22 protein-coding genes and 1 tRNA gene are annotated in these 23,330 nt (G+C 62.4%); 8 read left to right on the top strand and 15 right to left on the bottom strand.

What is annotated here, in order from left to right:
- Window positions 1-22: 22 nt before the first annotated feature.
- From QN397_RS10555 to uvrC, 8 genes are all read right to left on the bottom strand, one after another.
- Window positions 23-1,936: a SurA N-terminal domain-containing protein gene (locus QN397_RS10555; RefSeq protein WP_323496528.1), complete on the bottom strand. Its 1,914-nt coding sequence runs from the start codon at window positions 1,934-1,936 to the stop codon at window positions 23-25.
- Between the two features lie 87 nt (window positions 1,937-2,023).
- Window positions 2,024-2,099: transfer RNA gene (locus QN397_RS10550), tRNA-Val, on the bottom strand.
- Between the two features lie 16 nt (window positions 2,100-2,115).
- Window positions 2,116-2,388: an HU family DNA-binding protein gene (locus QN397_RS10545; protein ID WP_187052611.1), complete on the bottom strand. Its 273-nt coding sequence runs from the start codon at window positions 2,386-2,388 to the stop codon at window positions 2,116-2,118.
- A gap of 251 nt (window positions 2,389-2,639) precedes the next feature.
- Window positions 2,640-3,725 (bottom strand): tartrate dehydrogenase, encoded by a 1,086-nt coding sequence (locus QN397_RS10540; protein WP_323496529.1) that lies wholly within the window; start codon window positions 3,723-3,725, stop codon window positions 2,640-2,642.
- Window positions 3,726-3,747: 22 nt separating this feature from the next.
- Window positions 3,748-4,635 carry an alpha/beta hydrolase gene (locus QN397_RS10535; protein ID WP_323496530.1) on the bottom strand — a complete coding sequence of 296 codons (888 nt, stop codon included), beginning with the start codon at window positions 4,633-4,635 and terminating at the stop codon, window positions 3,748-3,750.
- A gap of 62 nt (window positions 4,636-4,697) precedes the next feature.
- On the bottom strand, window positions 4,698-5,573 hold the full coding sequence (locus tag QN397_RS10530; RefSeq protein WP_323496531.1) for a DMT family transporter: 876 nt from the start codon (window positions 5,571-5,573) through the stop codon (window positions 4,698-4,700).
- A gap of 13 nt (window positions 5,574-5,586) precedes the next feature.
- Window positions 5,587-6,153, bottom strand: a complete 567-nt coding sequence (gene pgsA, locus QN397_RS10525; RefSeq protein ID WP_187052614.1) for a CDP-diacylglycerol--glycerol-3-phosphate 3-phosphatidyltransferase — start codon at window positions 6,151-6,153, stop codon at window positions 5,587-5,589.
- Window positions 6,154-6,209: 56 nt separating this feature from the next.
- Window positions 6,210-8,189: an excinuclease ABC subunit UvrC gene (gene uvrC / locus QN397_RS10520; RefSeq protein ID WP_323496532.1), complete on the bottom strand. Its 1,980-nt coding sequence runs from the start codon at window positions 8,187-8,189 to the stop codon at window positions 6,210-6,212.
- A 74-nt stretch (window positions 8,190-8,263) separates the two neighbouring features.
- Here uvrC and earP point away from each other — a divergent pair, with 74 nt between their 5' ends.
- The 3 genes from earP to QN397_RS10505 all read left to right on the top strand — a co-directional run bounded on the left by earP (window position 8,264) and on the right by QN397_RS10505 (window position 11,124).
- Window positions 8,264-9,388: an elongation factor P maturation arginine rhamnosyltransferase EarP gene (earP, locus tag QN397_RS10515; protein ID WP_323496533.1), complete on the top strand. Its 1,125-nt coding sequence runs from the start codon at window positions 8,264-8,266 to the stop codon at window positions 9,386-9,388.
- Between the two features lie 128 nt (window positions 9,389-9,516).
- Window positions 9,517-10,071, top strand: coding sequence for an elongation factor P (efp, locus tag QN397_RS10510; RefSeq protein ID WP_068632364.1), 555 nt, complete (start codon window positions 9,517-9,519; stop codon window positions 10,069-10,071).
- Window positions 10,072-10,260: 189 nt separating this feature from the next.
- Complete coding sequence (locus QN397_RS10505; protein ID WP_323496534.1) at window positions 10,261-11,124, top strand: TIGR00730 family Rossman fold protein; 864 nt, start codon at window positions 10,261-10,263, stop codon at window positions 11,122-11,124.
- Here QN397_RS10505 and QN397_RS10500 read toward each other — a convergent pair.
- The 5 genes from QN397_RS10500 to pncB are packed head-to-tail and all read right to left on the bottom strand — an operon-like array spanning window position 11,112 to window position 17,267.
- Window positions 11,112-12,320, bottom strand: coding sequence for an MFS transporter (locus QN397_RS10500; protein ID WP_323496536.1), 1,209 nt, complete (start codon window positions 12,318-12,320; stop codon window positions 11,112-11,114). The genes QN397_RS10505 and QN397_RS10500 overlap by 13 nt on opposite strands.
- Window positions 12,317-13,678, bottom strand: coding sequence for a DNA recombination protein RmuC (locus tag QN397_RS10495; RefSeq protein WP_323496537.1), 1,362 nt, complete (start codon window positions 13,676-13,678; stop codon window positions 12,317-12,319). The genes QN397_RS10500 and QN397_RS10495 overlap by 4 nt, the downstream gene beginning before the upstream one ends.
- A gap of 9 nt (window positions 13,679-13,687) precedes the next feature.
- A complete protein-coding gene (locus QN397_RS10490; protein WP_323496538.1) occupies window positions 13,688-14,674 on the bottom strand; it encodes a D-glycerate dehydrogenase in 987 nt (328 codons plus the stop codon).
- A gap of 21 nt (window positions 14,675-14,695) precedes the next feature.
- The gene (locus QN397_RS10485; protein WP_323496539.1) at window positions 14,696-16,033 is read right to left on the bottom strand and encodes a sodium:proton antiporter; all 1,338 of its coding nucleotides are present in this window, start codon (window positions 16,031-16,033) and stop codon (window positions 14,696-14,698) included.
- A gap of 25 nt (window positions 16,034-16,058) precedes the next feature.
- A complete protein-coding gene (gene pncB / locus QN397_RS10480; RefSeq protein ID WP_323496540.1) occupies window positions 16,059-17,267 on the bottom strand; it encodes a nicotinate phosphoribosyltransferase in 1,209 nt (402 codons plus the stop codon).
- Window positions 17,268-17,480: 213 nt separating this feature from the next.
- On the opposite strand from pncB, the gene QN397_RS10475 reads away from it, so the two are divergent.
- Window positions 17,481-17,714 (top strand): CsbD family protein, encoded by a 234-nt coding sequence (locus QN397_RS10475; protein WP_187052622.1) that lies wholly within the window; start codon window positions 17,481-17,483, stop codon window positions 17,712-17,714.
- A 43-nt stretch (window positions 17,715-17,757) separates the two neighbouring features.
- The gene (locus QN397_RS10470; RefSeq protein ID WP_323496541.1) at window positions 17,758-18,162 is read left to right on the top strand and encodes a hypothetical protein; all 405 of its coding nucleotides are present in this window, start codon (window positions 17,758-17,760) and stop codon (window positions 18,160-18,162) included.
- 68 nt (window positions 18,163-18,230) lie between these two features.
- On the opposite strand, the gene QN397_RS10465 is transcribed toward QN397_RS10470, so the two are convergent.
- Window positions 18,231-18,695, bottom strand: a complete 465-nt coding sequence (locus tag QN397_RS10465; RefSeq protein WP_323496542.1) for a thioesterase family protein — start codon at window positions 18,693-18,695, stop codon at window positions 18,231-18,233.
- A 186-nt stretch (window positions 18,696-18,881) separates the two neighbouring features.
- On the opposite strand from QN397_RS10465, the gene QN397_RS10460 reads away from it, so the two are divergent.
- Both QN397_RS10460 and QN397_RS10455 read left to right on the top strand, forming a co-directional pair.
- The gene (locus QN397_RS10460; RefSeq protein WP_187052625.1) at window positions 18,882-19,433 is read left to right on the top strand and encodes a phasin family protein; all 552 of its coding nucleotides are present in this window, start codon (window positions 18,882-18,884) and stop codon (window positions 19,431-19,433) included.
- Window positions 19,434-19,575: 142 nt separating this feature from the next.
- Window positions 19,576-20,331 (top strand): 3-hydroxyacyl-CoA dehydrogenase, encoded by a 756-nt coding sequence (locus QN397_RS10455; RefSeq protein ID WP_323496543.1) that lies wholly within the window; start codon window positions 19,576-19,578, stop codon window positions 20,329-20,331.
- Between the two features lie 24 nt (window positions 20,332-20,355).
- Here QN397_RS10455 and QN397_RS10450 read toward each other — a convergent pair whose 3' ends face one another.
- The gene (locus QN397_RS10450) at window positions 20,356-21,282 is read right to left on the bottom strand and encodes a YihY/virulence factor BrkB family protein (protein WP_323496544.1); all 927 of its coding nucleotides are present in this window, start codon (window positions 21,280-21,282) and stop codon (window positions 20,356-20,358) included.
- A gap of 86 nt (window positions 21,283-21,368) precedes the next feature.
- On the opposite strand from QN397_RS10450, the gene dnaG reads away from it, so the two are divergent.
- Window positions 21,369-23,300 carry a DNA primase gene (dnaG, locus tag QN397_RS10445; protein ID WP_323496545.1) on the top strand — a complete coding sequence of 644 codons (1,932 nt, stop codon included), beginning with the start codon at window positions 21,369-21,371 and terminating at the stop codon, window positions 23,298-23,300.
- The last annotated feature ends 30 nt before the right edge of the window (window positions 23,301-23,330 follow it).

Here is a 23,330-nt window from a genome sequence, read left to right as displayed (position 1 = left end):
GCGCAATTGTAGCGTCAAAAGGCTATCGAATCGCTGGCAGCGCCGAATCGGCGGGCTTCTTCGCCACGATTTCCGCTTTGAACCTTTGCTTCAGCATGTCGTAGTACGCCGTGCTTTCGGCACTGGCAACCGCTTGGGCGATTTGTCCGGCCTCTTGTTGGGCGACCTCCGGCGTCGGGGCAGCGCGAGGAATGCTTTTGAGGACGTTCACCACCGCATAGCCTTCAGCGCCCAGATCGACACCCATCAACGCCGGCAGTTTGGTCGTGTCGGCGCGAAGTGCGGCCTCGACGACCGGGATCGGTTGCGACTGCACATCCAGCCGCGACACGGTAACCGGTGCGCCGAAGGTTGCAGCTTTGGCATCCGCTTGCCATGCCGCCAGCTTGGCAGCGCCCTCGGACTTGGCCAGGGCCGATGAACGCTCAGCCAGCAGTTGTGTACGCACCTTGTCTTTGACCTCGGCGAAAGGCAATGTGCGCGCCGTGGCGTACTGTGTCACACGGCCCGCAGCGAGCTGGTTGGCGCCGACCTCGATCGCGTCCGTGTTGTGCTTGCGTTCGAGCGAATCGGGCGTGAATAACGCGGCCAGGAAATTTCGGCTCGCCAGCGCGCCGGTCGCGCCCGGGGCGGGCGTGCGCTGCACGTCCGCAGCTTTCAGGATCAAGAGCTTGAGCTTGTCCGCTGCAGGTTTCAAGCTGTCCGGCTGCTGGTACACGAGATCCTTGAACGCATCAGCGGCCTTGGCAAACTCCACGGTGGCCTGCTGGGTACGCAAGTCGTTCTCGACGCCAGCACGGGCTTGTTCAAAGGGTTGAACCGACGATGGCTTGATGTCGGTCAGTTTGATGATGTGATAACCGAACTGCGTCTCGACCACATCGCTGATGTCGTTCTTCTTGAGCGCGAACATGGCATCTTCGAAGGGCTTGACCATGGCGCCGCGCATCACGAAATCGAGGTCGCCACCCTTCTCTGCCGAACCGGGATCCTGCGAGTTTTTGCGTGCAACTTCGGCGAAGCTGTTGGGCGCCTTCTTGACTTCGGCCAGCAGCTGCTCGGCCTTGGCCTTGGCCTTCTCGCGATCCGCGGCGGGCGCAGTGGCGGGTGCAGTGATGAGGATGTGGCTCGCGCGTCGCTCTTCCTTAGTGCCTAGCCGATCCTTGTTTTGCTCGTAGTAGCTCTTGACGTCGGCCTCATTGAGCACGATGTTCTTTTTTGCGGCGTCCATGTCGAGCACGATGTACTCGATGCTCGCCTGCTCGGGCCGCTGGAACTGAGTAGCGTGCTGGTCGTAATAGGCCTGCAAGTCGGCGTCGGTCACCGTCAATTTAGCTGCAAAGTCGGTCGGATTGAAGCGCGCCACCTGGACTTCACGCTTGTCATAGAACGCATTCAACGCCGCATCGGCCTGGCCTCGAGTCGCGAAGGCCGTACCCGATACGCCCAACAGCACTTGCTGGGTAGAGAGGTCCGAACGCACAGCTGCTTCGTACTGCTCCGGCGTGCGGCCAGTGGCACGCATGAACTGCGCGCGATCGAACTTGCCATCTGCACCGCGAAACGATGCCAGACCCGTGTCCTCGGCGAACAGGCGCGACAGGCGCTCTTCCGACACGGTCATGTTGCTCTTCGCCGCCGCGGCAGCGAGCACACGGTCTCGCACCATGCGCTCGAGCGTTGCATAGCGAGCAGCGCCAGTGTCGAGCAGCGCAGCATCGACGCTCGGGTTCTGCTGACGAATGCGATCGATCTCGTTGCGGTGTTCCTGGTCCCATTGAGGTTGCGTTATCGCCTGGCCATCGACCGTAGCGACCTTCTCGCCCTGACCGTCGCCCTGGTAGCGCTCCACTCCGAACAACACGAACGAAGGAATGATCAACAAGAACAAGAACACCATCACGAACTTGTTGTACTTGCGGAAGAAATCGAACATTGAAAACTCTCTTTCACGACCACGTGTGCCGGTCGGCTCTGCAATAAAAAAGGCGAACAACCTGTTCGCCTTTGCATCGGATCGTGGTGGTGGGTGCTGAGGGGCTCGAACCCCCGACCTACGCCTTGTAAGGGCGCCGCTCTACCAGCTGAGCTAAGCACCCCACCGGAAACGATGTCTCAGTTCAACGCGTCTTTCAACGCCTTGCCCGGACGGAACTTCGGAATCTTGGCGGCTTTGATTTTAATCGCCTCGCCGGTGCGCGGATTGCGGCCTATGCGGGCTGCTCGTTTGCCAACGGCAAAAGTGCCGAAACCAACGAGCGAAACGGAGCCGCCCTTCTTGAGCGTGGTGCGAATGGCGCCGATGGTGGATTCCAGCGCGCGGGTAGCGGCTGCTTTGGAAATGTCGGCGTTCTTCGCGATGTGCTCAATCAGTTCGGTCTTATTCACAAGGGCCCCTTGTAGGTATTGAAAATTGATCGGGTGTCGTCAGCGGCGCAGCCATCCTCTCGGCGACACGAATGCCGTTTCGTTCTGGCAAGAGAATGGGCTTTCTGACGAGTCGACAGCGCACTGCCGAAAAAGATTACAACCACTGCTGTACGGGGTGTCAATACGACACGACGCTGCTCAGCTCTGTGAGGGTCGCGATTTTAGGGGCGTTTTCGCGAACTGCTTTCAAGTCCTTTTGAACTGTTGTCTCAAAGCGCCGCGGCGATCGCTTTTCCCACGTCGGCGGTGCCGGCGTCGCCGCCGATGTCCGCTGTGCGCGGTGCGCCGCTCTGCGGTGCCAGCACCTTTTCGATGGCTGTGAGAATCGCGTCATGCGCGTTCTTGTGGCCGAGGAATTCGAGCATCATTGCACCGCACCAGATCTGGCCGATAGGATTGGCGATGCCTCTGCCGGCGATGTCCGGCGCCGAGCCGTGCACCGGCTCGAACAACGATGGCGTGGTGCGTTCGGGGTTGAGGTTGGCGCTCGGTGCAATACCGATGGTGCCGGTGCAAGCCGGACCCAGATCCGACAGGATGTCGCCGAACAGATTGCTCGCAACCACCACGTCGAAAAAGTCGGGGCGCTGCACGAAGTGCGCAGTCAGGATGTCGATGTGAAACTTATCCAGCGTTACTCCCGGGTAGTTCTTGGCCATCTCGACCACACGCTCGTCCCAGTAAGGCATGGTGATCGAGATACCGTTCGACTTGGTCGCGCTGGTGAGGTGCTTTTTGGGCCTCGACTGCGCCAGTTCGAAAGCGAACTTCAGCACGCGGTCCACGCCGACGCGTGACATCACGGTTTCCTGCACCACGATCTCGCGCTGCGTGCCTTCGTACATGCGCCCGCCGATGCTCGAGTACTCGCCCTCGGTGTTCTCGCGCACGATGTACATGTCGATCTCTCCGGGCAGCCGCGGCGAGCCGTCGCGGCGCACCACCGGCGCGATGATGCCGGGCATCAGCCGCGCGGGCCGCAGGTTGATGTACTGATCGAACTCTCGTCGGAACAGCAACAGCGAGCCCCACAGGGACACATGGTCCGCAATTTTTTGCGGCCAGCCAACGGCGCCGAAGAAGATCGCGTCATGCCCGCCGATCTGCTTCTTCCAGTCGTCCGGCAGCATCTTCCCGTGCTTCTCGAAATAGTCCCAGCTCGAAAAATCGAAGTGGTCGAACTTAAGATCGATGCCGAACTTGCGCGCAGCAGCATCGAGCACACGCAGGCCTTCGGGCATGGTCTCCTTGCCGATGCCGTCGCCGGCAATGACTGCGATTCTGTGACTGGTCATGATCTCTGTCCTTGTGGGTTGGTTATGTTTTGTTCAGGGGCGAAAAGAAGTCGAATGCTTCGGCGAGCACTGCATCGGGCGCTTCTTCAGGGACGTAATGGCCGCACGGTATCGAATGGCCCGACACGTGGTGCGCGACCTCGCGCCACAGCGCCAGCACATCGAAGCATTTGCCGACCGCGCCATGTTCGCCCCACAGCACGCGCAATGGCGACGCGAGCTTGCGGCCGGCAGCAACGTCCTCGCGATCGTGCACGAGGTCGATCGTGGCCGATGCCCGGTAGTCGGCGCAGATCGATTCGGCCGTGCCATCGATGCCGATGCAACGCTCATATTCCGCCATGACCTCCGGCGCGAAAGGTGCGAGCCCCGCGTGCCGCCCGCCCATCACGCTGCGCACATAACGGACCGGATCAGATGCGATGAGCGCCTCCGGCAAGGGCGGCGGCTGGATCAAGAAGAACCAGTGCCAATAGGCACGCGCGAACGCTTCCGAAGTGTTCGCGTACATCGACAGCGTCGGGGCGATGTCGAGCAGCAGCATGCGATCGACTGCCTCACCATGATCGGCGGCGAGCCGGTGCGCCACGCGCGCGCCGCGGTCGTGCGCCAGCACGCCGAAGCGTGAAAATCCGTGATGCGCCATCACGGCCATGGCATCGAGTGCCATTTCGCGTTTGCTGTAAGCGACATGGTTTGCATCGTCGGCCGGTCGCCCCGAATCGCCATAACCGCGCAGGTCCATCGCGATGACGGTGAAGCGCTCTGCCAGCGCAGGTGCCACACGGTGCCAGATGACATGCGTTTGTGGATGACCGTGAAGCAGGAGCAAGGGCGCACCGCTGCCGCCGATGCGGCCGTGCAGCACGACGCCTTCTCTCTGTACGTCGAAGGGTGTGAACTGAGTCATCGCGCTGAACATCATCGGATTGTGCGTCGCACGGTCACCTGCATGGAATCGTCAGCGCCGGTTCAGCGTTCCGCGCGCACTACCAGGCTGACACCGATGGCGGTCAGCGCGATACCTGCCAAGGTGACCGCGGTGATCGGCTCATCGAACAGCAGCCATGCCATGACGGCTGTGCAAGGCGGCACCAGATAAAGCAGGCTTGTTACGGCTGTCGCAGTGCCGCGCTGAATGAGGATGTAGAGCAACGAGCTGCCGCCCAATGTCAGTGCCAACACCGACCACGCCAAGGCGCCGATCGAATGCGAGTTCCACTGAATCGCCTCGGATTCGAGCATTGCGAAAGGCAAGGTCACGATCAGCGCCGCGCCGAGTTGCACCACGCTGGCGCTGCGCACATCGCATGGCGCCAAAAACCTCTTTTGGTACAGCGTGCCTGCGGTGATGCAGAGCAATGCGAGCAAGGCGAGGCTCATCGTGACGCCCGTCACCTCGCCGCCCTGCCCGACTTTGCGAGCCACGACAAGGACCAGTCCGGCGAAGCCGAGCAACAAACCCACCCATTGGCGGCGGCTGACGGCGCCGCCTCGCATCGACATCCAGATAGCCGTCAGCACAGGCTGGACCCCGACGAGCAATGCCACCAACCCCGAGCCCATGCCGAGCTTGACTGCAGCCCATACGCCCCCGAGATAACCCGCCTGAATGAGCGTGCCTGTCACCGCGAGATGTCCCCATTGGGAGCGCGATGCAGGCCAGGTCACGTGCGCCAGCCGGACCCATGCATAGAAGCAGACAAGCGACAGCGCGTAGCGCATAGCGAGAAACTTGAACGGCGGCGCGAAGGGCATGCCGTAGCGCGCAACGATGAAGCCGGTACTCCATATCAAGACGAACACGACCGGCATCGCTCGCAACCAGCCCGCGCCGCGGGCCGTCATGTTCTCGCGAAAGTCATTTGGCCCGCGCCCTGATCTCCGGAATGGCTTTCTGCAGGTAGTACACCATCGACCAGACCGTAAGCACGGCAGAAATCCAGATCAGCCAGTGACCCCACAACCCGGTGTCGATCAGGCCGAAGAGCCTTCCGTTGAACAGCAGGAACGGTATTGCGACCATCTGCACAACCGTCTTCACCTTGCCGAGCATGTGCACGGCGACGCTTTTTCCCGCCCCTATCTGCGCCATCCACTCGCGCAACGCAGAGATGGCGATCTCACGGCCGATGATGATGAGCGCGACGAACACATCGGCCCTTTGCAGATGTACCAGCACGAGCAGCGAAGCACAGACCAGAAACTTGTCGGCCACGGGATCGAGGAATGCACCGAAAGCCGATGTCTGGTTGAGCTTGCGTGCCAGGTAACCGTCGAGCCAATCGGTCAAGGCGAAGATGATGAACATCACCGTCGCGATCAAGTTGCGCATCGGCTCGGCGATGGGCAAATAGAACACGCCGACGATCAACGGGATCGCGACGATGCGCGTCCAGGTCATGATGGTCGGCAGAGTCCAGAACATCGGTCGATTGTGACGTGGTTCGATGACGGGGTTACGGCGCTTCTTGCAGACCTGTGTCAGTGAAGCGCCCGATAGATCTCTTCGGCCAGGTCCGTCGCAATGCCGTCGACCGACGCGATGTCTTCGACGCTCGCTGCCGCCACACCCCGAATGCCGCCAAAACGTTGCAGCAAACGCGCACGCCTCTTGGGACCGATGCCCGGAATGTCTTCGAGCTGACTGCCGCCCACACGCACCTTGGCGCGCTTGGCACGCATGCCTGTGATGGCGAAGCGATGCGCTTCATCGCGGATTTGCGCGACCAGCATGAGCGCGGCGGAATCGCGGCCCAGGTAGACCTTCTCGCGCCCATCGGCGAACACCAGTTCTTCCAGCCCGACCTTGCGCCCCTCGCCCTTTTCGACACCGACAATCAGCGAAAGTGGAAGCCCCAGCGCGCCGAAGACTTCGCGCGCCATCGACACCTGGCCTTTGCCGCCATCGACCAGCACCAGGTCGGGCATGCGCGCGGCACGGGTTTTGGCGGGCGCATCGGTGCCAGCGCCGCTCGCATCGCCCGCGGTCGGCGCATCCGTCTCTGCCGCCATGACTTCAGCCAGCTTGCTGTAACGACGGTGCAGAACTTGCCTCATGGCGGCGTAGTCGTCGCCCGGCGTGATGCCCTCGATGTTGTAGCGGCGGTATTCGCGGTTCTGCATTGTGTGATGCTCGAACACCACGCACGATGCCTGCGTGGCCTCGCCGGCCGTGTGCGAGATGTCGAAGCACTCGACGCGGAAGTTGTCGAGATCGTCAGGAGCGAGTTCGAGCGCATCGGTCAGTGCCCGCGTCCGCGCTTGCTGGGAGCCTTCTTCGGCCAGCAGGCGCGCCAGCTGCAGGCCGGCATTGGTCTGCGCCATTTCCAGCCAGCGCCGACGCTGCTCGCGCGGCTGGAACACGGCCGTGATCCGCGTGCCCGACTGCTGCGACACCGCCTCGATCAGCTCGCGGCTGACGAGTTCGCTCAACACCAGCGTGGCCGGCACCGGCACGTCGATGTAATGCTGTGCGATGAATGCCTCGAGCACCTGGACCTCGACCGAATCGACGGCAGCAGCCGGTGCGCCCGTATCGGCTACATCGGCTTGCTCGGCTTCGAAGTCATCGCTGTTGATGGCGGCCGCGTCTTCCACATGCACGGGGAAGTAGGGCCGGTCGCCGAGGTGCCGACCACCGCGCACCATCGCCAGGTTGACGCAGGCCTTGCCGCCCTGCACCTTCACCGCCAGGATGTCGACGTCCTTGTCCGAGGCGATCTCGATCGACTGCTGGTGCAACACGCGCGACAGCGCCGACATCTGGTTGCGCAGCTCGGCCGCCTGCTCGAACTCGAGCCGCTCCGCGTGGCTCGTCATGCGGCCTTCGAGCGCAGTCAGCACGAGGTGCGTGTCACCCATCAAAAAGGCTTCGGCGTTGGTCACGTCGTGCGCGTAGTCCTCGGGCGTGATGTTGCCGACGCACGGCCCGGTGCAACGCTTGATCTGATACAGCAGACACGGCCGCGTCCGGTTCGCATACACGGTGTCCTCGCAGGTGCGCAGCTTGAAAACCTTCTGCAGGAGCTGGATCGTTTCTTTCACCGCCCACGCGCTCGGATAGGGCCCGAAGTAGCGATGCTTGCGATCGGTTGCGCCGCGGTAGTAGGCGAGGCGCGGAAACGTGTGCGAAGCGATCTTCAGGTACGGATAGCTCTTGTCGTCGCGAAAGAGAATGTTGTAGCGCGGCTTGAGCGACTTGATCAGGTTGTTTTCGAGCAGCAACGCCTCGGCTTCCGAGCGCACCACGGTCGTCTCCATGCGCACGATCTTCGAGATCATGTGGCCGATGCGCGTGCCGCCGTGGCTCTTCTGGAAGTAGTTGGCGACCCTCTTCTTCAGGTTGCGCGCCTTGCCCACATAGAGCACGGCGCCCGCCGCATCGAAATAGCGGTACACGCCCGGCAATTGCGGCAGGGCCGCCACTTCACTCAACAGTTGATCGGAATGCACGTCTGACATGGCGGCTATTGTGGCGCGGCGGCACGGGCTACATCAGCCATGCCGCGCGTCGGCCCTGACGCTAAAGTGCCCGCATGCAATGGGACATCTTCTGCAAGGTCATCGACAATCACGGCGATCTGGGCGTGTGCTGGCGCCTGTGCTGCCAGCTTGCAATGCGCGGGCAACGTGTCCGCCTGTGGCTTGATGAGCGGTCAGCGCTGCAGTGGATGGCGCCGAAGGGACGCGCCGGCGTAACGGTCATCGACTGGAGTGATCCAGACGCAGTGAAGGCCGCCGCCTCGGACACCTCTTCCGACGTACTGATCGAGGCCTTCGGCTGCGACCCGGCGCCCGAACTGATCGAGCGTTTTGCAAACGCGCAAGACGCCACTGCATTGCCGCAAGGACGCCGGCCGTGGATCAATCTGGAATACCTCTCGGCCGAACCCTATGTCGAGCGTTTGCACAGTCTGCCCTCTCCTGTCTTTCGCGGTCCAGGCGCCGACCTGACCAAGCGCTTCTTCTATCCCGGCTTTACGGCAGGCACTGGCGGGTTGCTGCGTGAACCCGACCTCATGGCCGAACGCACACGATTCGATCGTGCAGCTTGGCTGGCGCAGCGACAGATCGACTGGCATGGCGAACGATTGATTTCTCTCTTCTGCTACGAGCCCCCCGCCCTCGCTGGTCTGCTGAACCAGTTGGCGACCGCGATGGAGCCGACGCGGCTGCTAGTGACTGCCGGCCGTGCGACCTTGGCAGTGCAAGCGTGCCTGTCGAGCAATGCCAAGCATGATGCCGCTTCAACAAGCGAAGGCGCCTTGTCCATCTCCTACCTGCCGCATCTCACGCAGCCAGATTTCGACAGGCTGCTGTGGTCTTGCGACCTCAACTTCGTACGAGGCGAAGACTCCTTCGTGCGCGCCCTCTGGGCCGGCGCGCCCATGGTCTGGCAGATTTATCCGCAGGACGACGACGCGCACCACGTCAAGCTCGGCGCATGGCTCGACTGGCTCGATGCTCCACCGTCGCTGCGAGCGTTTCATAGGACATGGAACGGCTTTGGCGGTGTCGATTCTGGCGAAGCGGCACTGCCCGCACTCGAAGCCGAAGCGCTCGCTGAATGGCAGGCCACGATCAACGCGGCGCGTGACCGCCTCCTCGCACAAGACGACCTCGTCACCCAACTGATGCAGATGTGCGCCGGGAAAAGCTAAAATAGCTGGCTTTGCGGTCAGACCGCCGAACCCGCCGCGGGAACCATGCATCACCAGGTCGCACTGGACAAAGACCGCCACACTGGCTTTCCGATGCACCGAGCGGCCCAACATCCAGAGACCCTGATATGAAAATCGCTCAAGAAATCCGCGCCGGCAACGTGATCATGCACGGCAAGGACCCCATGGTCGTCCTCAAGACCGAATACAGCCGCGGCGGCCGCAATTCCGCCACTGTCCGAATGAAGCTCAAGAGCTTGGTCGCCAACTTCAACACCGAGCAGGTTTTCAAGGCCGACGACAAGATCGACCAGATCGTGCTCGAGAAGAAAGAGTGCACCTACTCGTACTTTGCCGACCCGCTGTACGTCTGCATGGACACCGAGTTCAACCAGTATGAAGTCGAAGCCGAGAACATGGGCGACGCGCTCAACTACCTTGAAGACGGCATGACACTCGAAGTCGTGTTCTACGACGAGAAGGCCATTTCGGTCGAACTGCCGACCAGCGTCGAGCGCGAAATCACCTGGACCGAGCCTGCCGTCAAGGGCGACACGTCGGGCAAGGTGCTCAAGCCGGCCAAGATCTCGACCGGCTTCGAAGTACCGGTGCCGCTCTTCGTGGCGCAAGGCGACAAGATCGAAATCGACACGCGCACCGGCGAATACCGCAAGCGCGTCTGAGCGCTCCTTTAGCGTTTCGCCCGCTGTCGAAAAAGCTCCCTCGGGAGCTTTTTTTATGTCTTACCCGACCTTCTCTCTTGCCCAGTCTCTGACCGTTCCCCAAGCTGCCGAGTGAGCTGGCCCGTATCCTGCTGTGGCCTCTCCTGCAGACGCAGCAAGCACAATCAGCAAGACTCCCGGAGCCAACGCATGAACAACACACACAACCTCCACGACAAACGCCTGGCCGACGCCTGGGCGACGCTGCAAACCCACTCCGACAAGGGCTTGCCGCTCGATCCGGACCCGTCCCGCCTTGCGTTCGCCGACCCGGAATTCCTGTTGCGCCGCGAGACCCGCGGCCTTCGCATGCAGCTGGAGCTGATGAAGCCCGACATCGAGATGCGAGCGCACGGCATCGAGAACACCGTGGTCGTATTCGGCAGCGCGCGCTTTCGGAGCGAAGAAGAATCCGGCGCGCTGATCGCCCAGGCGGAAGCGGCGGGTGACGACGTCGCCGTGGCTCGGCTGCGCCGTCTGGCACGCGGTTCGCACTACTACGAGCAGGCTCGAGCCTTCGGCAAGATGGTCGCGCAGTACAGCAACGACAAGGAACCGGAAGACAAGCTCTTTATCTGCACCGGCGGCGGCCCCGGCATCATGCAGGCCGCCAATCGAGGCTCTTACGAAGGCGGCGGTCTCAACATCGGCCTCGCCATCGCCCTGCCGATGGAAGAGGAACCCAACCCGTACGTCACGCCAGCGCTGAGCTTCAAGTTCCATTACTTCGCGATCCGCAAGATGCACTTCATGATGCGGGCGAAGGCACTGGTCGCGTTCCCCGGCGGCTTCGGCACGCTCGACGAGCTGTTCGAGGTCATCACGCTGGTCCAGACCAAGAAGTCGAAGCCGGTGCCGATCGTGCTGTTCGGCTCCGACTACTGGAAGCAGCTGCTCAACTTTGATTTTCTGGTGGACGAAGGCGTGATCTCGCCCAACGACGTCAAGCTCTTCGAATACGTCGACGCACCCGCCGATGCTTGGCAAGCCATCAAGGCTTTCTACAAGCTCTGAGCCGTCTGTGCCTCCGGTGCCGGTGCTTCGGGCGGCGGCACCTTGAGGCCCCATACAGAGCGCGTGCCGGCAGCCACCACGCCGCCGACGATCCAGAACACGCCCGCCACGCCGATCAAAGCGCCAGCCGCACCAAATAGCATCGGCATCGCCACGCTCGATGCGTTCAGCGTCATCAGGCGCAAGCCGAGTGCCTCGCCGTGACGTGAATGCGGCGTTGTCTGGTGCAGCATGCTCATCACCATCGGCTGCACTGCGCCCAGTGCCAGGCCGAGCGCGACCGAGCAGCAACCCATGCCGAAGGCCGTGGTCATGAATGGATAGACAGCGAACACGAGCGCTGTGACGACGTTCGATACGGTGATCACGCTGCGCTCGCTGGCACGTGATGCAATGGCCGGCAGCACCACGCGCACGACGGCTGCGGCCACCGCGAACGCACCGAGGATCGACCCGATGACCGAGGCACTCAGGCCGCGTTGGTGACCGAGAAGCGGCAGCACGAATGTGTGGACGTCCCACGACGCGGACTGCAGCCAATTGACGAACAACAGCCGACGGAACATCGGCTCCGACAACAGATCCCAGGCGCGCGGCTTCGTTGCGCCGAGGACCGACGGCGGCATCGGCAGGTCGCGTGCACTGCGCGCCAGCCACCAGCAGGCGAGCGGCAGCAGCGCCAGCAGTCCGAATGCCACACGGTAGCCGACGATGTCGCCGGGCGCGCCGCCCGCATGGTCGATCAGCAGACCGACGGCGAACGGACCGACAAAATTGGCGGCAGCCGGCGCGATGGCCAGCCAGCTGAAAACCTGCTTCAACTGAGCCGGACTTTGTGCAGCGCGGCCGACGTGTCGTTGCAATGCGATCACTGCGATGCCGGTTGCGCCACCGGTGAGAAGTGCGGCGACGCACAACGCCGGAAAGACCGGAAACGCCGCACACAAAGCAGCGCCCAGTGCCGCAGAGACAACAGCGATCAAGAGAGGCTTGCGCAAGCCATGCCGGTCTGCGAAACGCCCGGCCGGCAGCGCCAGAAAAACCTGCGTCAGCGCGAACAGCGCCAGCATGACGCCGACGGCCGCCGGGCTATAGCCCTGCTGCAGCGCGAGCAGCGGTGCGGCGAGACGCGTGCCGGTCATCACGGCATGCAGGCAGACCTGCGCCAGGATCAGGCGCAGCAGTTCAGCTGTCACGGCGTCTCATCATCTCCCTCGAGGGCCGGTGGCAGCAGCACCTGCGCCTGGGCTTCAGGCAACGCCTCTACCTGGCGCAGCGCGCGGTGCATGACATTGCTGCGCGTCTGCGCCTGGTCCAGCGTGTTGAGCACCGTCTGCGCCTGGTTCTTGACGCGCGCGAGCACATCGCCGAACTTGCCGAACTCGGCTTTGACCGCGCCGAGCACCTGCCACACCTCGCTGGAACGCTTTTCGAGCGCCAGCGTACGGAATCCCATCTGCAGCGAATTGAGGATGGCGAGCAAAGTCGTCGGACCCGCCAGCGTGATGCGATGCTTGCGCTGCAGCCCCTGCATGAGGTCAGGGCGGCGCAGCACCTCGGCATACAGCCCCTCGGTCGGCAAAAAGAGGATCGCGAAGTCGGTGGTGTGCGGCGGCGCGATGTACTTTTCTTCGATGGCCTTCGCCTCCAGCCAGATGCGTGCCTCCAAGGCACGGCCAGCCAGTTCTGCGGCGATCGGGTCGGCGCGCTGCTGCGCGTCGAGCAGGCGCTCATAGTCTTCGTTGGGAAACTTGGCATCGATCGGCAACCACAGCGCGTCTCCTTCTGCGGTGCGGCCCGGCAGCCGGATGGCGAAGTCCACCGTATGACGCGCACCGGGACGCGTCACGACCTGCGCGGCGTACTGGTCGACAGTGAACACCTGTTCCAGCAGCGCACCCAGTTGCGCCTCGCCGAAGATGCCGCGCGTCTTGACGTTGGTGAGCAAGTGCTTGAGATCGCCCACGCCCTGCGCCAGCGTCTGCATTTCGCCCAGACCCTTGTGCACCTGTTCGAGTCGGTCGGCCACCTGCTTGAAGCTTTCGCCGAGGCGCGCCTCCAGCGTGCTTTGCAGCTTCTCGTCGACGGTCTTGCGCATCTCTTCGAGCTTGGCGGTATTGCTCTGCTGAAGCTGCGCGAGCTGCGTTTCCATGGTGGTGCGCACCTCGGCCAAGCGCCGTGCGTTCGATTCCGAGAGGCCTTGCAACTGCGTGTTGAGCGTGTCGGCCAGGGTCTTTTGCAGCATTGCCAATTGCTGGCCGAACGCGTCGATCTGCGCGTTCTGCGTGCGGGTCGATTCGGCACCCTGCTGAAGCAAAGCATGCTGGAACGTCGCGAAGACCTGTGCCGTTTCCTGCCGCGTGCCACGCGCGTTCTCGCCGATCTCTCGGCGTAACTCGCGCTCGATGCGCTCGTTGCCAGCGCCGAGCGTCGCGATCAGTTCGGTGTGATCCTGCTTGGGCGCACGACGTGCCAGCAACCAGACGAGGAGCACCAGCTCGACAGCCGCCAGCACCATCGACACGAGAAGGATCAATGGGAAATCGAATGGCATGTCGACGGTTTATGTTCCTGCCGGGGCCAGGGGTGTGACTGGCGTCACCGGCCCCTTGCCCTCGAAGAACGCGATCAGGTTGTCCGCTGCCAATTCGGCCATGGCACGCCGCGTCGGTACCGTCGCACTGGCGATGTGCGGGGTCAGCACGACATTCGGCACGGTGAGCAGATCGGGATGCACTTCGGGCTCGCCTTCGAACACGTCGAGGCCCGCCGCGGCGATGCGCTTGTCGCGCAATGCAGCAGCCAGCGCCGCATCGTCGACGATGCCGCCGCGTGCGATGTTGACCAGCGTGGCGGTCGGCTTCATCAGCGCAAGTTCAGCGGCACCGATGGTGTGATGCGACGCTGGTGTGTAAGGCACCACCAGCACCACGTGATCGGCGGTCTTCAGCAATTCTTCCTTGCCCACATAGCTGGCCTTGCACTCGGCTTCGAGTGCAGCGTCGAGCCGCGAACGGTTGTGATAGATCACCTTCATGCCGAAGCCGTGCGCACCGCGTTTGGCGATGCCCTGTCCGATGCGACCCATGCCGATGATGCCGAGCGTGGCGCCATGGATGTCGGAGCCCGAAAACATGTCGTAGGCCCACTTCGTCCACTTGCCGGCGCGCAAGTAGTGCTCGCTCTCGGCGATGCGGCGCGCAGTGGCCATCAGCAGCGCGAAGCCGAAGTCGGCGGTGGTTTCGGTCAGCACGTCGGGTGCATTGGTGCCCGTGACGCCGCGAGAGACCATGGCCTCGATATCGAAGTTGTTGTAGCCGACGGCCATGTTGGCGCAGATCTTCAGCTCGGGGCAAGCGTCGAGCAACTCGCCATCGATGCGCTCGCTGCCGGTGGTGAACACGCCGGCTTTGCCCTTGAGTTTGTCGATAAGCCGGGCTTTCGACCACACGTCGTCGGCCTGATTGGATTCGACGTCGAAGTGCTGCGACAGGCGATCGATGGTCTCGGGAAATATGGCTCGCGCGATCAGGATTTTTGGTTTGCTCATGGTGATCCTTTCAGTGGACGTTCAGCGAAAAAACAGGAACGTGCAGACGACAAAAAGCGGCAGCAAGATGGTGCACGACCACGCGATGTAGCCGAAGAAGCCCGGCATGCGCACGCCCCGGCTCTCGGCGATGGCCTTGACCATCAAGTTCGGTGCATTCCCGATGTAGCTGACCGCCCCCATGAACACCGCGCCAGCCGAGATGGCGGCCAGGGTCGATGCGCGTGCGGTCATCAGCACGTCCGCGTCGCCGCCGGCGGTGTTGAAAAAGACAAGGTAGGTGGGTGCGTTGTCAAGAAACGCGCTCAGCAAACCGGTGGCCCAGAAATACATCGGCGGGTTCGGTTCACCACCGGGCAGCGTGACGGCTGCGACCACCGCGGCGAACGGCCCAGCCGCCCCTGCCTTGAGCATCATGATGACCGGCGCGATGGTCACGAAGATGCCGGCGAAGAGCTTGGCCACTTCGCGCATCGGCTCCCACTCGAACTGGTTGGCAGCGTGAACCGGGGCGGCGGTGAGCTTGAGCGAAATCAGCGTCAGCACCACCAGGCCCACATCGCGCACCAGTCCCGGCAGCCCGACCGACGTGCCGTACACATCGAACACCATGTCCGACTTCCACAGGCCGCTCATCAACACCAATCCGATCACGCCGGCCAGCAAAATGAAGTTGACGCCACCGTCGATGCCGATGCGCCCGGTGTCGGGCGTCGGGTCTTGCGGCAGCACGCCTTCTTTGCGGTACCAATGGCGGTCTAGCAAATAGAAGATGGCGAGCAACGCGGCGACCAGCAGCAGTGTCTCGGGCAGGATGTTGCGCGCAGTCCAGAAGAAATCCACGCCTTTCAAAAAGCCGAGGAACAGCGGCGGATCGCCCAGCGGCGTCAGCGAGCCACCGATGTTCGACACGATGAAGATAAAGAACACCACCGTATGCACTTTGTGCACCCGGTTGTCGTTGGCGCGGATCAGCGGACGTATCAACAACATCGAAGCGCCGGTGGTGCCCATGACGCTCGCCAGCAGCCCGCCGATAGCAAGGATGGCCGTGTTGGTCCGCGGGTCGCCGTGCAGATTGCCGCTGATATGAATGCCGCCCGATACCGTGAACAGCGCGACCAGCAACAGGATGAACGGAACGTACTCAGCGAGCAATGCATGCACAAGCTCATGCGCAGCCGACGAGGAGCCGAACACGGCCATCAACGGCAACAGAAACGAAAGCGCCCAACCCAACGCCACCTTGCCGTAATGCCCGTGCCAGAAGTGCGGCGCAATGAGTGGCAGCAATGCGATCGACAGCAGCAACCCGGCAAAGGGCAGCGCCCACATCACGGACAGCGTGGCTCCTTCCATCAGCGCTGTCCCGTCGTGCGGGCCGTCACGCGGGCTGCTCGATCTCAAACACCTGGCGCAGGTAGGCCAGATATTTCTCGTCTTCGCACATGTTCTTGGATGGTGTGTCCGACAGCTTGGCAACCGGCTGGTCATTGCAGCGGATCATCTTGATCACGATCTGCAGCGGCTCGTAGCCGAGGTCGTTTGTCAGGTTGGTGCCGATGCCGAAGGCGAGCAGGCACCGCCCGCGAAACTGCTGGTAGAGCTCGATGGTGCGCGGCACCGTGAGTCCGTCGCTGAAGATGAGCGTCTTGGTGCGCGGGTCGACACGGTTGGCCGTGTAGTGCGCCAGCATGCGCTCGCCCCACTGGAACGGGTCGCCGCTGTCGTGTCGCGAACCGTCGAACAGCTTGCAGAACAGCAGGTCGAAGTCGCGCAGGAAGGCGCTCATGCCATACACATCGGACAGTGCAATGCCGAGGTCGCCGCGGTATTCGCGCCCCCACATTTCGAAGCCGAAGACCTGGCTGTCGCGCAGCCGCGGGCCGAGCGCCTGACACGCCTGCAGGTACTCGTGCGCCATGGTCCCGAGCGGGATCAGGCCGAGCTTCATCGCGAAGAGGACATTGCTGGTGCCGGCGAACTGCGGCGGCTCGCCGGTGATTCTGGCGGGCACCAGTACCGGACCGAGCTTGGAGCTCAGCGTGCGCAACACCTCTTCATGCCATTCCTTGGAGAAGCGTCGGCGCGTGCCGTAGTCGGCGATCTTCAGATCGACCAGACCCTCGCCCTGCAGTTGCTCGATCTTGTTCTCCAGCCGGCGCCGCCCCTCGTCAACATCAGCCTGCGGCTGGGTGTTGCGAAAGTAGACCTCGTTGACGATGGCCAGCACCGGGACCTCGAACAGGATCGTGTGCAGCCACGGCCCCTTGATGCTGATCTCCAGTTCGCCCGACGGCTGCGGGACGATGTCGATGTACTTCTCATTGAGCTTGAACAGTCCGAGGAAGTCGACGAAGTCGCTTTTGATGTAGCGCATCGAACGCAAGTAGTCGAGCTCGGCGTCGAGAAACTGCAGGGAGCACAGCGAGCGCACTTCATCGCGAATCTCGTCGGCAAAGCGAGCCAGATCGACGCCGGGGTTGCGGCACTTGAAGCGGTATTCGACCTGCGCCCCAGGAAAGTGGTGCAGAACGACTTGCATCATCGTGAACTTGTAGAGGTCGGTGTCCAGCAGGCTTTGAATGATCATGGTGCAGCGCGTGTGTCTCTCTTCAAGGTGCAAGGCTTTGCGACTGGGCGTCGACGATGACGTCGCTAGGGGTGGCTCGATTATCACGGGGCGCGTCGGCATGTGCCTACGGTCGGTTGCCGGGGCGTCCTACCGGCTCGCAACCATGACGCTACGTACATTTTCTCCACGGCAACAAGGCACGCCGGACCATCCAAACCGAAGGAGAGAGTCATGAACAAAGACACCGTTGAAGGCAACTGGAAACAGCTCAAGGGCAAGCTCAAGGAGCAGTGGGGCAAGCTGACCGACGACGATTTCGACGTCATCGCCGGCAAGCGCGACCAGCTGCTCGGACGCATCCAGGAGCGTCACGGCATCAGCCGCGACGAGGCCGAAAAGCAGGTCAAGGATTGGGAGGGCCGCGATGGCCGTACGCCTGACGCACTCTGGTTCGAAAAAGTCTGAACCGCTGAATCTTCAATTTATCAACTCAACGAGGGAAACTCTCATGAAAAAACATCTGCTCATGCTGGCACTCGCATCGTCTTGCTTCGTGATGACGCACGCCAGTGCCATGACAAAGGACGAGTACAAAGTCGCCAAGCAAAAAATCGAATCCGACTACAAGGTCGCCAAGGCGCAATGCGACACGATGAAGGACAACGCCAAGGACGTGTGCATGAAGGAAGCCAAGGGCACGGAGAACGTCGCCAAGGCTGACCTCGAGCAGCAATACAAGCCGAGCGACAGCCATGCTCGCAAGGTCGCTGAAGAAAAGGCCACGATGACCTACGACGTCGCCAAGGAAAAGTGCGACGACCAGAAGGGCGACGCCAAGAGTGCATGCGTGAACCAGGCCAAGGCCGATCACGACAAGTCCAAGGCCGACATGAAGGCGATGAAGAAAGGCTGATCCAGCGGTCGTCCTTTGGGACGGCTTTTTGGCGATCAGCAAGAAAAAGGCGCTTAGTGCGCCGTTTTTTATTCCGCTCGGAGTTCTTCGACAACGCGCCGCAACGCCTCGGGCAAGGGCATGGGCCTCTGCGTCGAGCGGTCAACATACACATGCACCAGGTGCCCTTGTGCTGCAGCCATCTCGGCGCCCCGGGCGAACAGTGCGATCTCGTATCGAACACTGGAACTGCCGGCCTGTGCGACACGCAGGCCAGCTTCCACCGTTTGCGGAAACGCCAGCGGCGCGAAATAGTTGCATTGCGTCTCCACAACGAAGCCGATGATCTGGCCCGCGTGAATGTCCAGTACGCCGCGCTCGATGAGCTCCCCATTGACCACGGTGTCGAACCAGCCGTAGTACACGACGTTGTTCACGTGGCCGTACATGTCGTTGTCGGCCCAACGCGTGGGGATGGCCCTGAAAGTGCGGTAGGCGCTGCGACTCTGAGGTTGGGGACGGGCAATGACAGGAGGCAGTGGACGTTCGCTCATGGCACCGAATTCTGCCAGCCACTGCATCGGCAGGCGTTTTAGAAAGCCTGTTCTAAATTGCTGCACAGCAGCAAAAAACGCTTGAAAGCTTGAGTCAGCTGCCTATACTTCAGTCCATGCTGCACCGCAACATAGACGGCTCGGCAACGTACCAAGCACCCCTTTTCAACACTACTGGAGATCATCATGGCCCTCAACGCTGACCAACTCATCGCTTCGCAAAAAGCTTCGCTCGAAACCCTGTTCGGCCTGACCACCAAGGCATTCGAAGGCGTCGAGAAGCTGGTCGAACTGAACGTGACCGCCTCAAAGGCAGCACTGACCGAAGCTGCTGGCACCGCCAAAGCCGTGATGGGCGTCAAGGACGCGCAAGAACTTTTGGCTCTGCAAGCCAGCCTGTTCCAGCCTCTCGCCGAAAAGACCGCTGCCTACAGCCGTCACCTGTACGACATCGCTCAGGGCACCAGCGCCGAATTCACCAAGGCATTCGAAGCCAAGGCCGCCGAAACGCAAGCCACCATCGTCGGCATGGTCGACAGCGCTTCGAAGAACGCACCTGCAGGCTCTGAAACCGCCGTCGCCATGATGAAAAGCGCTGTGGCTGCCGCCAACAACGCATTCGAATCGGTGCAGAAGGCTGTCAAGCAAGCTTCCGACGTTGCCGAAGCAAACTTCACGGCCGTGTCGACGCAAGCCGTCAACGCTGCCAAGACCGCTACCGCCAAGACCAAGCGTTAATTCACAAGTTGTCTCCTTGGGTCCTCACGGATCCAATTCAGGGCCCTGTTTTCGGACAGGGCCCCTTTTTTTGTCCGATCGCTTTTGTGCACCCTGCAGGCGGCGTCTTCGATAATGCGACCCTCACTATTTGGAGATACGCATGCAGATCGAAGGCAAGGTTTTCATCGTCACCGGCGGCGCGTCGGGGTTGGGCGAGGGCACGGCGCGGATGCTGGCCGCCAACGGTGCCAAGGTCGTGATCGCCGACATGCAGGACAAGGGTGAAGCGGTCGCACAAGACATCGGCGGCGTGTTCGTCAAGTGCGACGTGAGTAAGGAAGCCGACGGGCAAGCCGCTGTTGCTGCCGCGCTCAAGCTCGGCAAGCTTTTCGGCCTCGTCAACTGCGCCGGCATCGCGCCGGCCGAAAAAACGGTGGGCAAGAACGGCGCGCACGCGCTGGCTGTTTTCAGTAAGACGGTGACGGTGAACCTCATCGGTAGCTTCAACATGATCCGCCTCGCGGCCGAAGCCATGGCCAAGAACGAGCCCGAGTCGACCGGCGAGCGCGGAGTGTTGATCTCGACGGCTTCCGTGGCCGCCTACGATGGGCAAATGGGCCAGGCCGCCTACGCTGCGTCGAAGGGCGGCGTGGTCGGCATGACACTCCCGATCGCGCGCGATCTTGCGCGCAACGGCATCCGCAACATGACGATCGCTCCCGGCATCTTCGGCACACCAATGCTGTTCGGCATGCCGCAAGACCTGCAGGATGCGCTGGCCGCCAGCGTGCCGTTTCCGTCGCGCCTCGGCACGCCGGAGGACTACGCCAAGCTCGCGAAGCACATCATCGAAAACGACATGCTCAACGGCGAAGTGATTCGCCTCGACGGGGCGATCCGGCTTCCGCCGCGGTAAGTGCCTCGCCCATGACTGTCCGCGTCAAGCGTCGTCTCCAACGCCGATGCGGCCTTCGATCGGCTCGGTGCTTCCGGTGCGCTCCAGCCGTTCATATTGCGAGATGACCTGGGCGCCGAAGAGCACCAGCGTCGCAGCGATTTCCAGGCTCAGAAGCACCACGATGGCCGTCGTCAGCGAGCCGTACACGACATTGACTTGCGACAGCGACGAAAAGTACCAGACCAGGATGCGTCGCGTGACTTCCCACAGCAATGCCGCAGTGATGCCGCCCAGCAGCGCGTGGTGCAGCGACAGCCGTCCGACCGGCATCACCAGATAGAGCGAGGTCAGCATGAAGATCTCGCCGCCGAGGCCAAGCAAGTACAGCAGCACGCCCGACACACCTGAGAGCGACCAGCTGCGCCCGAACAGGTCGACGCTCGATTGCCCGATGAGCTGCAGCGCGCCCGACACCAGCGTGACCAGCAGCAGCCCGACGCACAGGCACAGGATGTAGACGTAGGGCATGACCACCGACAACAGCGCATGGCGCCGATGAGTCGATTTTCGGTGATGGAAGATCACTGCCATCGCCGCTTCGAGCACAGTGAAGGCCAGCGAGCTGAAGAAGATCATCGTCACCAGCAGCACCGGCCCAAGCACGTCACGATGGTCGAGAAAATTCGACAGCTCCTGCACGACGGCCTTCGACTGGCCCGGCAGCAGCCATTCGAGATAGCGGCCGATCGTCATGAGCAACTCGCGCTGATCTATGAAATGCGACAGCGCGATGACGCTGACGATCAGGAGAGGGACGATCGACAACAGCGCGTAATAGGCGACCGCGCCCGCGAGCAGCAAGCCCTGGTTGGCGCGAAAAGCCTTGAGCGCGTCCCAGATGAAACGGAACGGATGGCGCAGCAGCGGCGCCGCATGACGGACTGCTTGTTGTAAAGGGCGAGGGGTCATGAGGCGGGGATGAACCGGATGAAGAAGTATGCCGGCTGAGCGCGGGGCCGCGAGCGCATGCGTATGATTTGGCGCTCCCGTCCCACATGACCATCCCCGCCTCTTTCATCCAGGAACTCATCGCACGGGCGGACGTGGTGGAGATCGTCGGACGCTATGTGCAGTTGAAGAAGGCCGGCGCCAATTTCATGGGGCTGTGTCCGTTCCACGGCGAAAAATCACCCTCGTTTTCAGTGAGCCCGACCAAGCAGTTCTATCACTGCTTCGGCTGCGGAGTGCATGGTAACGCGATCGGTTTTCTGATGGAACACGCTGGCATGGGCTTCGTTGAAGCGGTGCACGATCTGGCCGGCCAATACGGCCTGCAGGTGCCTGAAGACGATGCCTCGCCGGAGGAGCGCGCCCGCGCCGCCGGGCAGCGCCAAAAGCAGGCGACTTTGTTCGACGTGCTCGAAAAAGCCGGCGAGGCCTACCGCAAGCATTTGCGCAATGCACCGGGCGCCATCGACTACCTGAAGCGCCGCGGCGTCTCTGGCGAGGTCGCCAAACAGTTCGGCATCGGCTATGCGCCGGCCGGCTGGCGCGCGCTGGCCAGCGTCTTCCCCAACTACGACGATCCGTTGCTCGCAGAGAGCGGGTTGGTCATCGTCAGCGAAGGCACGCAAGGCGTGAACGCGGAGCAGGCCAGCGAAGGCGAAGCGCGACGCTACGACCGCTTTCGCGACCGCGTGATGTTCCCGATTCGCAACGTCAAAGGCGAGTGCATCGGCTTCGGCGGACGCGTGCTGGGCGACGAAAAACCCAAATACCTCAACTCGCCCGAGACGCCGGTATTCAGCAAAGGCCGCGAGCTCTACGGCTTGTACGAAGCACGCGCAGCCTTCCGGGAGCGCGGCTTCGCGCTGGTGACCGAGGGCTACATGGACGTGGTTGCGCTGGCGCAATTGGGCTTTCCGAACGCCGTCGCCACGCTCGGTACGGCCTGCACGCCGGAGCACGTGCAAAAGCTTTTTCGCTTTACCGAATCGGTCGTATTCAGCTTCGACGGCGACGCGGCCGGCCGGCGCGCAGCGCGCAAGGCGCTCGACGCTGCGCTGCCATATGCGAACGATGTCAGGAGCATGAAGTTCCTGTTCTTGCCGGCCGAGCACGACCCCGACAGCTTCATTCGCGAGTTCGGCGCCGACGCTTTTGCTCGCTTCATCGACGACGCGACACCCTTGTCGCGCTTCATGCTCGAAGCCACGCGCGAAGGTTGCGACCTGGCAACCGCCGAAGGGCGCGCTCACATGACCAGCAACGTGCGACCGCTGTGGGGCGCCCTGCCCGACGGCGCCTTCAAGCGCCAGTTGCTGGGCGACATTGCAGGCATGGTTCAGATGGGCGTCGAGGCGCTGAACGAACTTTGGGGTTCGACGGCAGGGCCTCGAAATGCGCCGCCATCCGCGTCCGCGCCGACAAGTCGTTACAGAAACGACGGCGACCGAACCGCATCCGATGGTCGATATGGCGGCAAGCCATCGCAAAGTCGGCCGCCGAGCCGCGGGCGCGTGCTGCCGCTCACCCGCCCCGACCTGGCGGTGCGGCTGCTGCTTTCGAACATGACCGAATGGGAAGGCCTCTCGCATGAACAGCACGCCATGCTGTGCGACCTGCCCGGTGAACACGGCCGTTTGTTTGCGTGGCTCGACAGCCAACTGCACGAGCACGGAGCTCAGCCGTGGGCGGCGTTGCGCGAAGGCCTGCGCGAGCAGCCGTTCGAGGGGCTGGCGACGCGGCTCATGACAGCCCCCGACGGCGGCCCGATCGGCGATCCCGAGGGAGACCAGGCGGCCGATGCAGCGCGCGAACTGCGCAGCGTGCTCGACTTCATGCTGGACGATCGGCTAAAAGCGCAGCAGAGCGAGGCGATCGCGGCGGTCGGCACCGACCCGCAGGCGCTGGAGCGCTACAAAGCGCTCGAATCGCGCCGGCTGACGCTGCGCGCTCGCCTGAAAAGCAACACAGACACTGCTTGAAAAAAGTGCAGCGCGCTATAATGTCAGGCT

The organism is Variovorax sp. RTB1, from assembly GCF_035018765.1.
In the GTDB taxonomy this organism is placed as follows: Bacteria; Pseudomonadota; Gammaproteobacteria; order Burkholderiales; family Burkholderiaceae_C; genus Variovorax.
Note: the sequence above shows the minus strand (reverse complement) of the source record. Positions and strands in the feature narration are given on the sequence as shown.

Excerpts from the sequence above, each read along its gene's own strand:
- uvrC (WP_323496532.1), bottom strand. The coding sequence starts at position 8,189 with ATGTCAGACGTGCATTCCGATCAACTGTTGAGTGAAGTGGCGGCCCTG.
- efp (WP_068632364.1), top strand. The coding sequence starts at position 9,517 with ATGAAAATCGCTCAAGAAATCCGCGCCGGCAACGTGATCATGCACGGC.
- QN397_RS10485 (WP_323496539.1), bottom strand. The coding sequence starts at position 16,033 with ATGGAAGGAGCCACGCTGTCCGTGATGTGGGCGCTGCCCTTTGCCGGG.
- QN397_RS10475 (WP_187052622.1), top strand. The coding sequence starts at position 17,481 with ATGAACAAAGACACCGTTGAAGGCAACTGGAAACAGCTCAAGGGCAAG.
- QN397_RS10535 (WP_323496530.1), bottom strand. The coding sequence starts at position 4,635 with ATGACTCAGTTCACACCCTTCGACGTACAGAGAGAAGGCGTCGTGCTG.
- QN397_RS10470 (WP_323496541.1), top strand. The coding sequence starts at position 17,758 with ATGAAAAAACATCTGCTCATGCTGGCACTCGCATCGTCTTGCTTCGTG.
- QN397_RS10455 (WP_323496543.1), top strand. The coding sequence starts at position 19,576 with ATGCAGATCGAAGGCAAGGTTTTCATCGTCACCGGCGGCGCGTCGGGG.
- QN397_RS10495 (WP_323496537.1), bottom strand. The coding sequence starts at position 13,678 with ATGCCATTCGATTTCCCATTGATCCTTCTCGTGTCGATGGTGCTGGCG.
- pncB (WP_323496540.1), bottom strand. The coding sequence starts at position 17,267 with ATGATCATTCAAAGCCTGCTGGACACCGACCTCTACAAGTTCACGATG.
- QN397_RS10540 (WP_323496529.1), bottom strand. The coding sequence starts at position 3,725 with ATGACCAGTCACAGAATCGCAGTCATTGCCGGCGACGGCATCGGCAAG.
- QN397_RS10530 (WP_323496531.1), bottom strand. The coding sequence starts at position 5,573 with ATGACGGCCCGCGGCGCGGGCTGGTTGCGAGCGATGCCGGTCGTGTTC.
- QN397_RS10450 (WP_323496544.1), bottom strand. The coding sequence starts at position 21,282 with ATGACCCCTCGCCCTTTACAACAAGCAGTCCGTCATGCGGCGCCGCTG.
- dnaG (WP_323496545.1), top strand. The coding sequence starts at position 21,369 with ATGACCATCCCCGCCTCTTTCATCCAGGAACTCATCGCACGGGCGGAC.
- QN397_RS10555 (WP_323496528.1), bottom strand. The coding sequence starts at position 1,936 with ATGTTCGATTTCTTCCGCAAGTACAACAAGTTCGTGATGGTGTTCTTG.
- QN397_RS10505 (WP_323496534.1), top strand. The coding sequence starts at position 10,261 with ATGAACAACACACACAACCTCCACGACAAACGCCTGGCCGACGCCTGG.
- QN397_RS10490 (WP_323496538.1), bottom strand. The coding sequence starts at position 14,674 with ATGAGCAAACCAAAAATCCTGATCGCGCGAGCCATATTTCCCGAGACC.
- pgsA (WP_187052614.1), bottom strand. The coding sequence starts at position 6,153 with ATGTTCTGGACTCTGCCGACCATCATGACCTGGACGCGCATCGTCGCG.
- QN397_RS10465 (WP_323496542.1), bottom strand. The coding sequence starts at position 18,695 with ATGAGCGAACGTCCACTGCCTCCTGTCATTGCCCGTCCCCAACCTCAG.
- earP (WP_323496533.1), top strand. The coding sequence starts at position 8,264 with ATGCAATGGGACATCTTCTGCAAGGTCATCGACAATCACGGCGATCTG.
- QN397_RS10460 (WP_187052625.1), top strand. The coding sequence starts at position 18,882 with ATGGCCCTCAACGCTGACCAACTCATCGCTTCGCAAAAAGCTTCGCTC.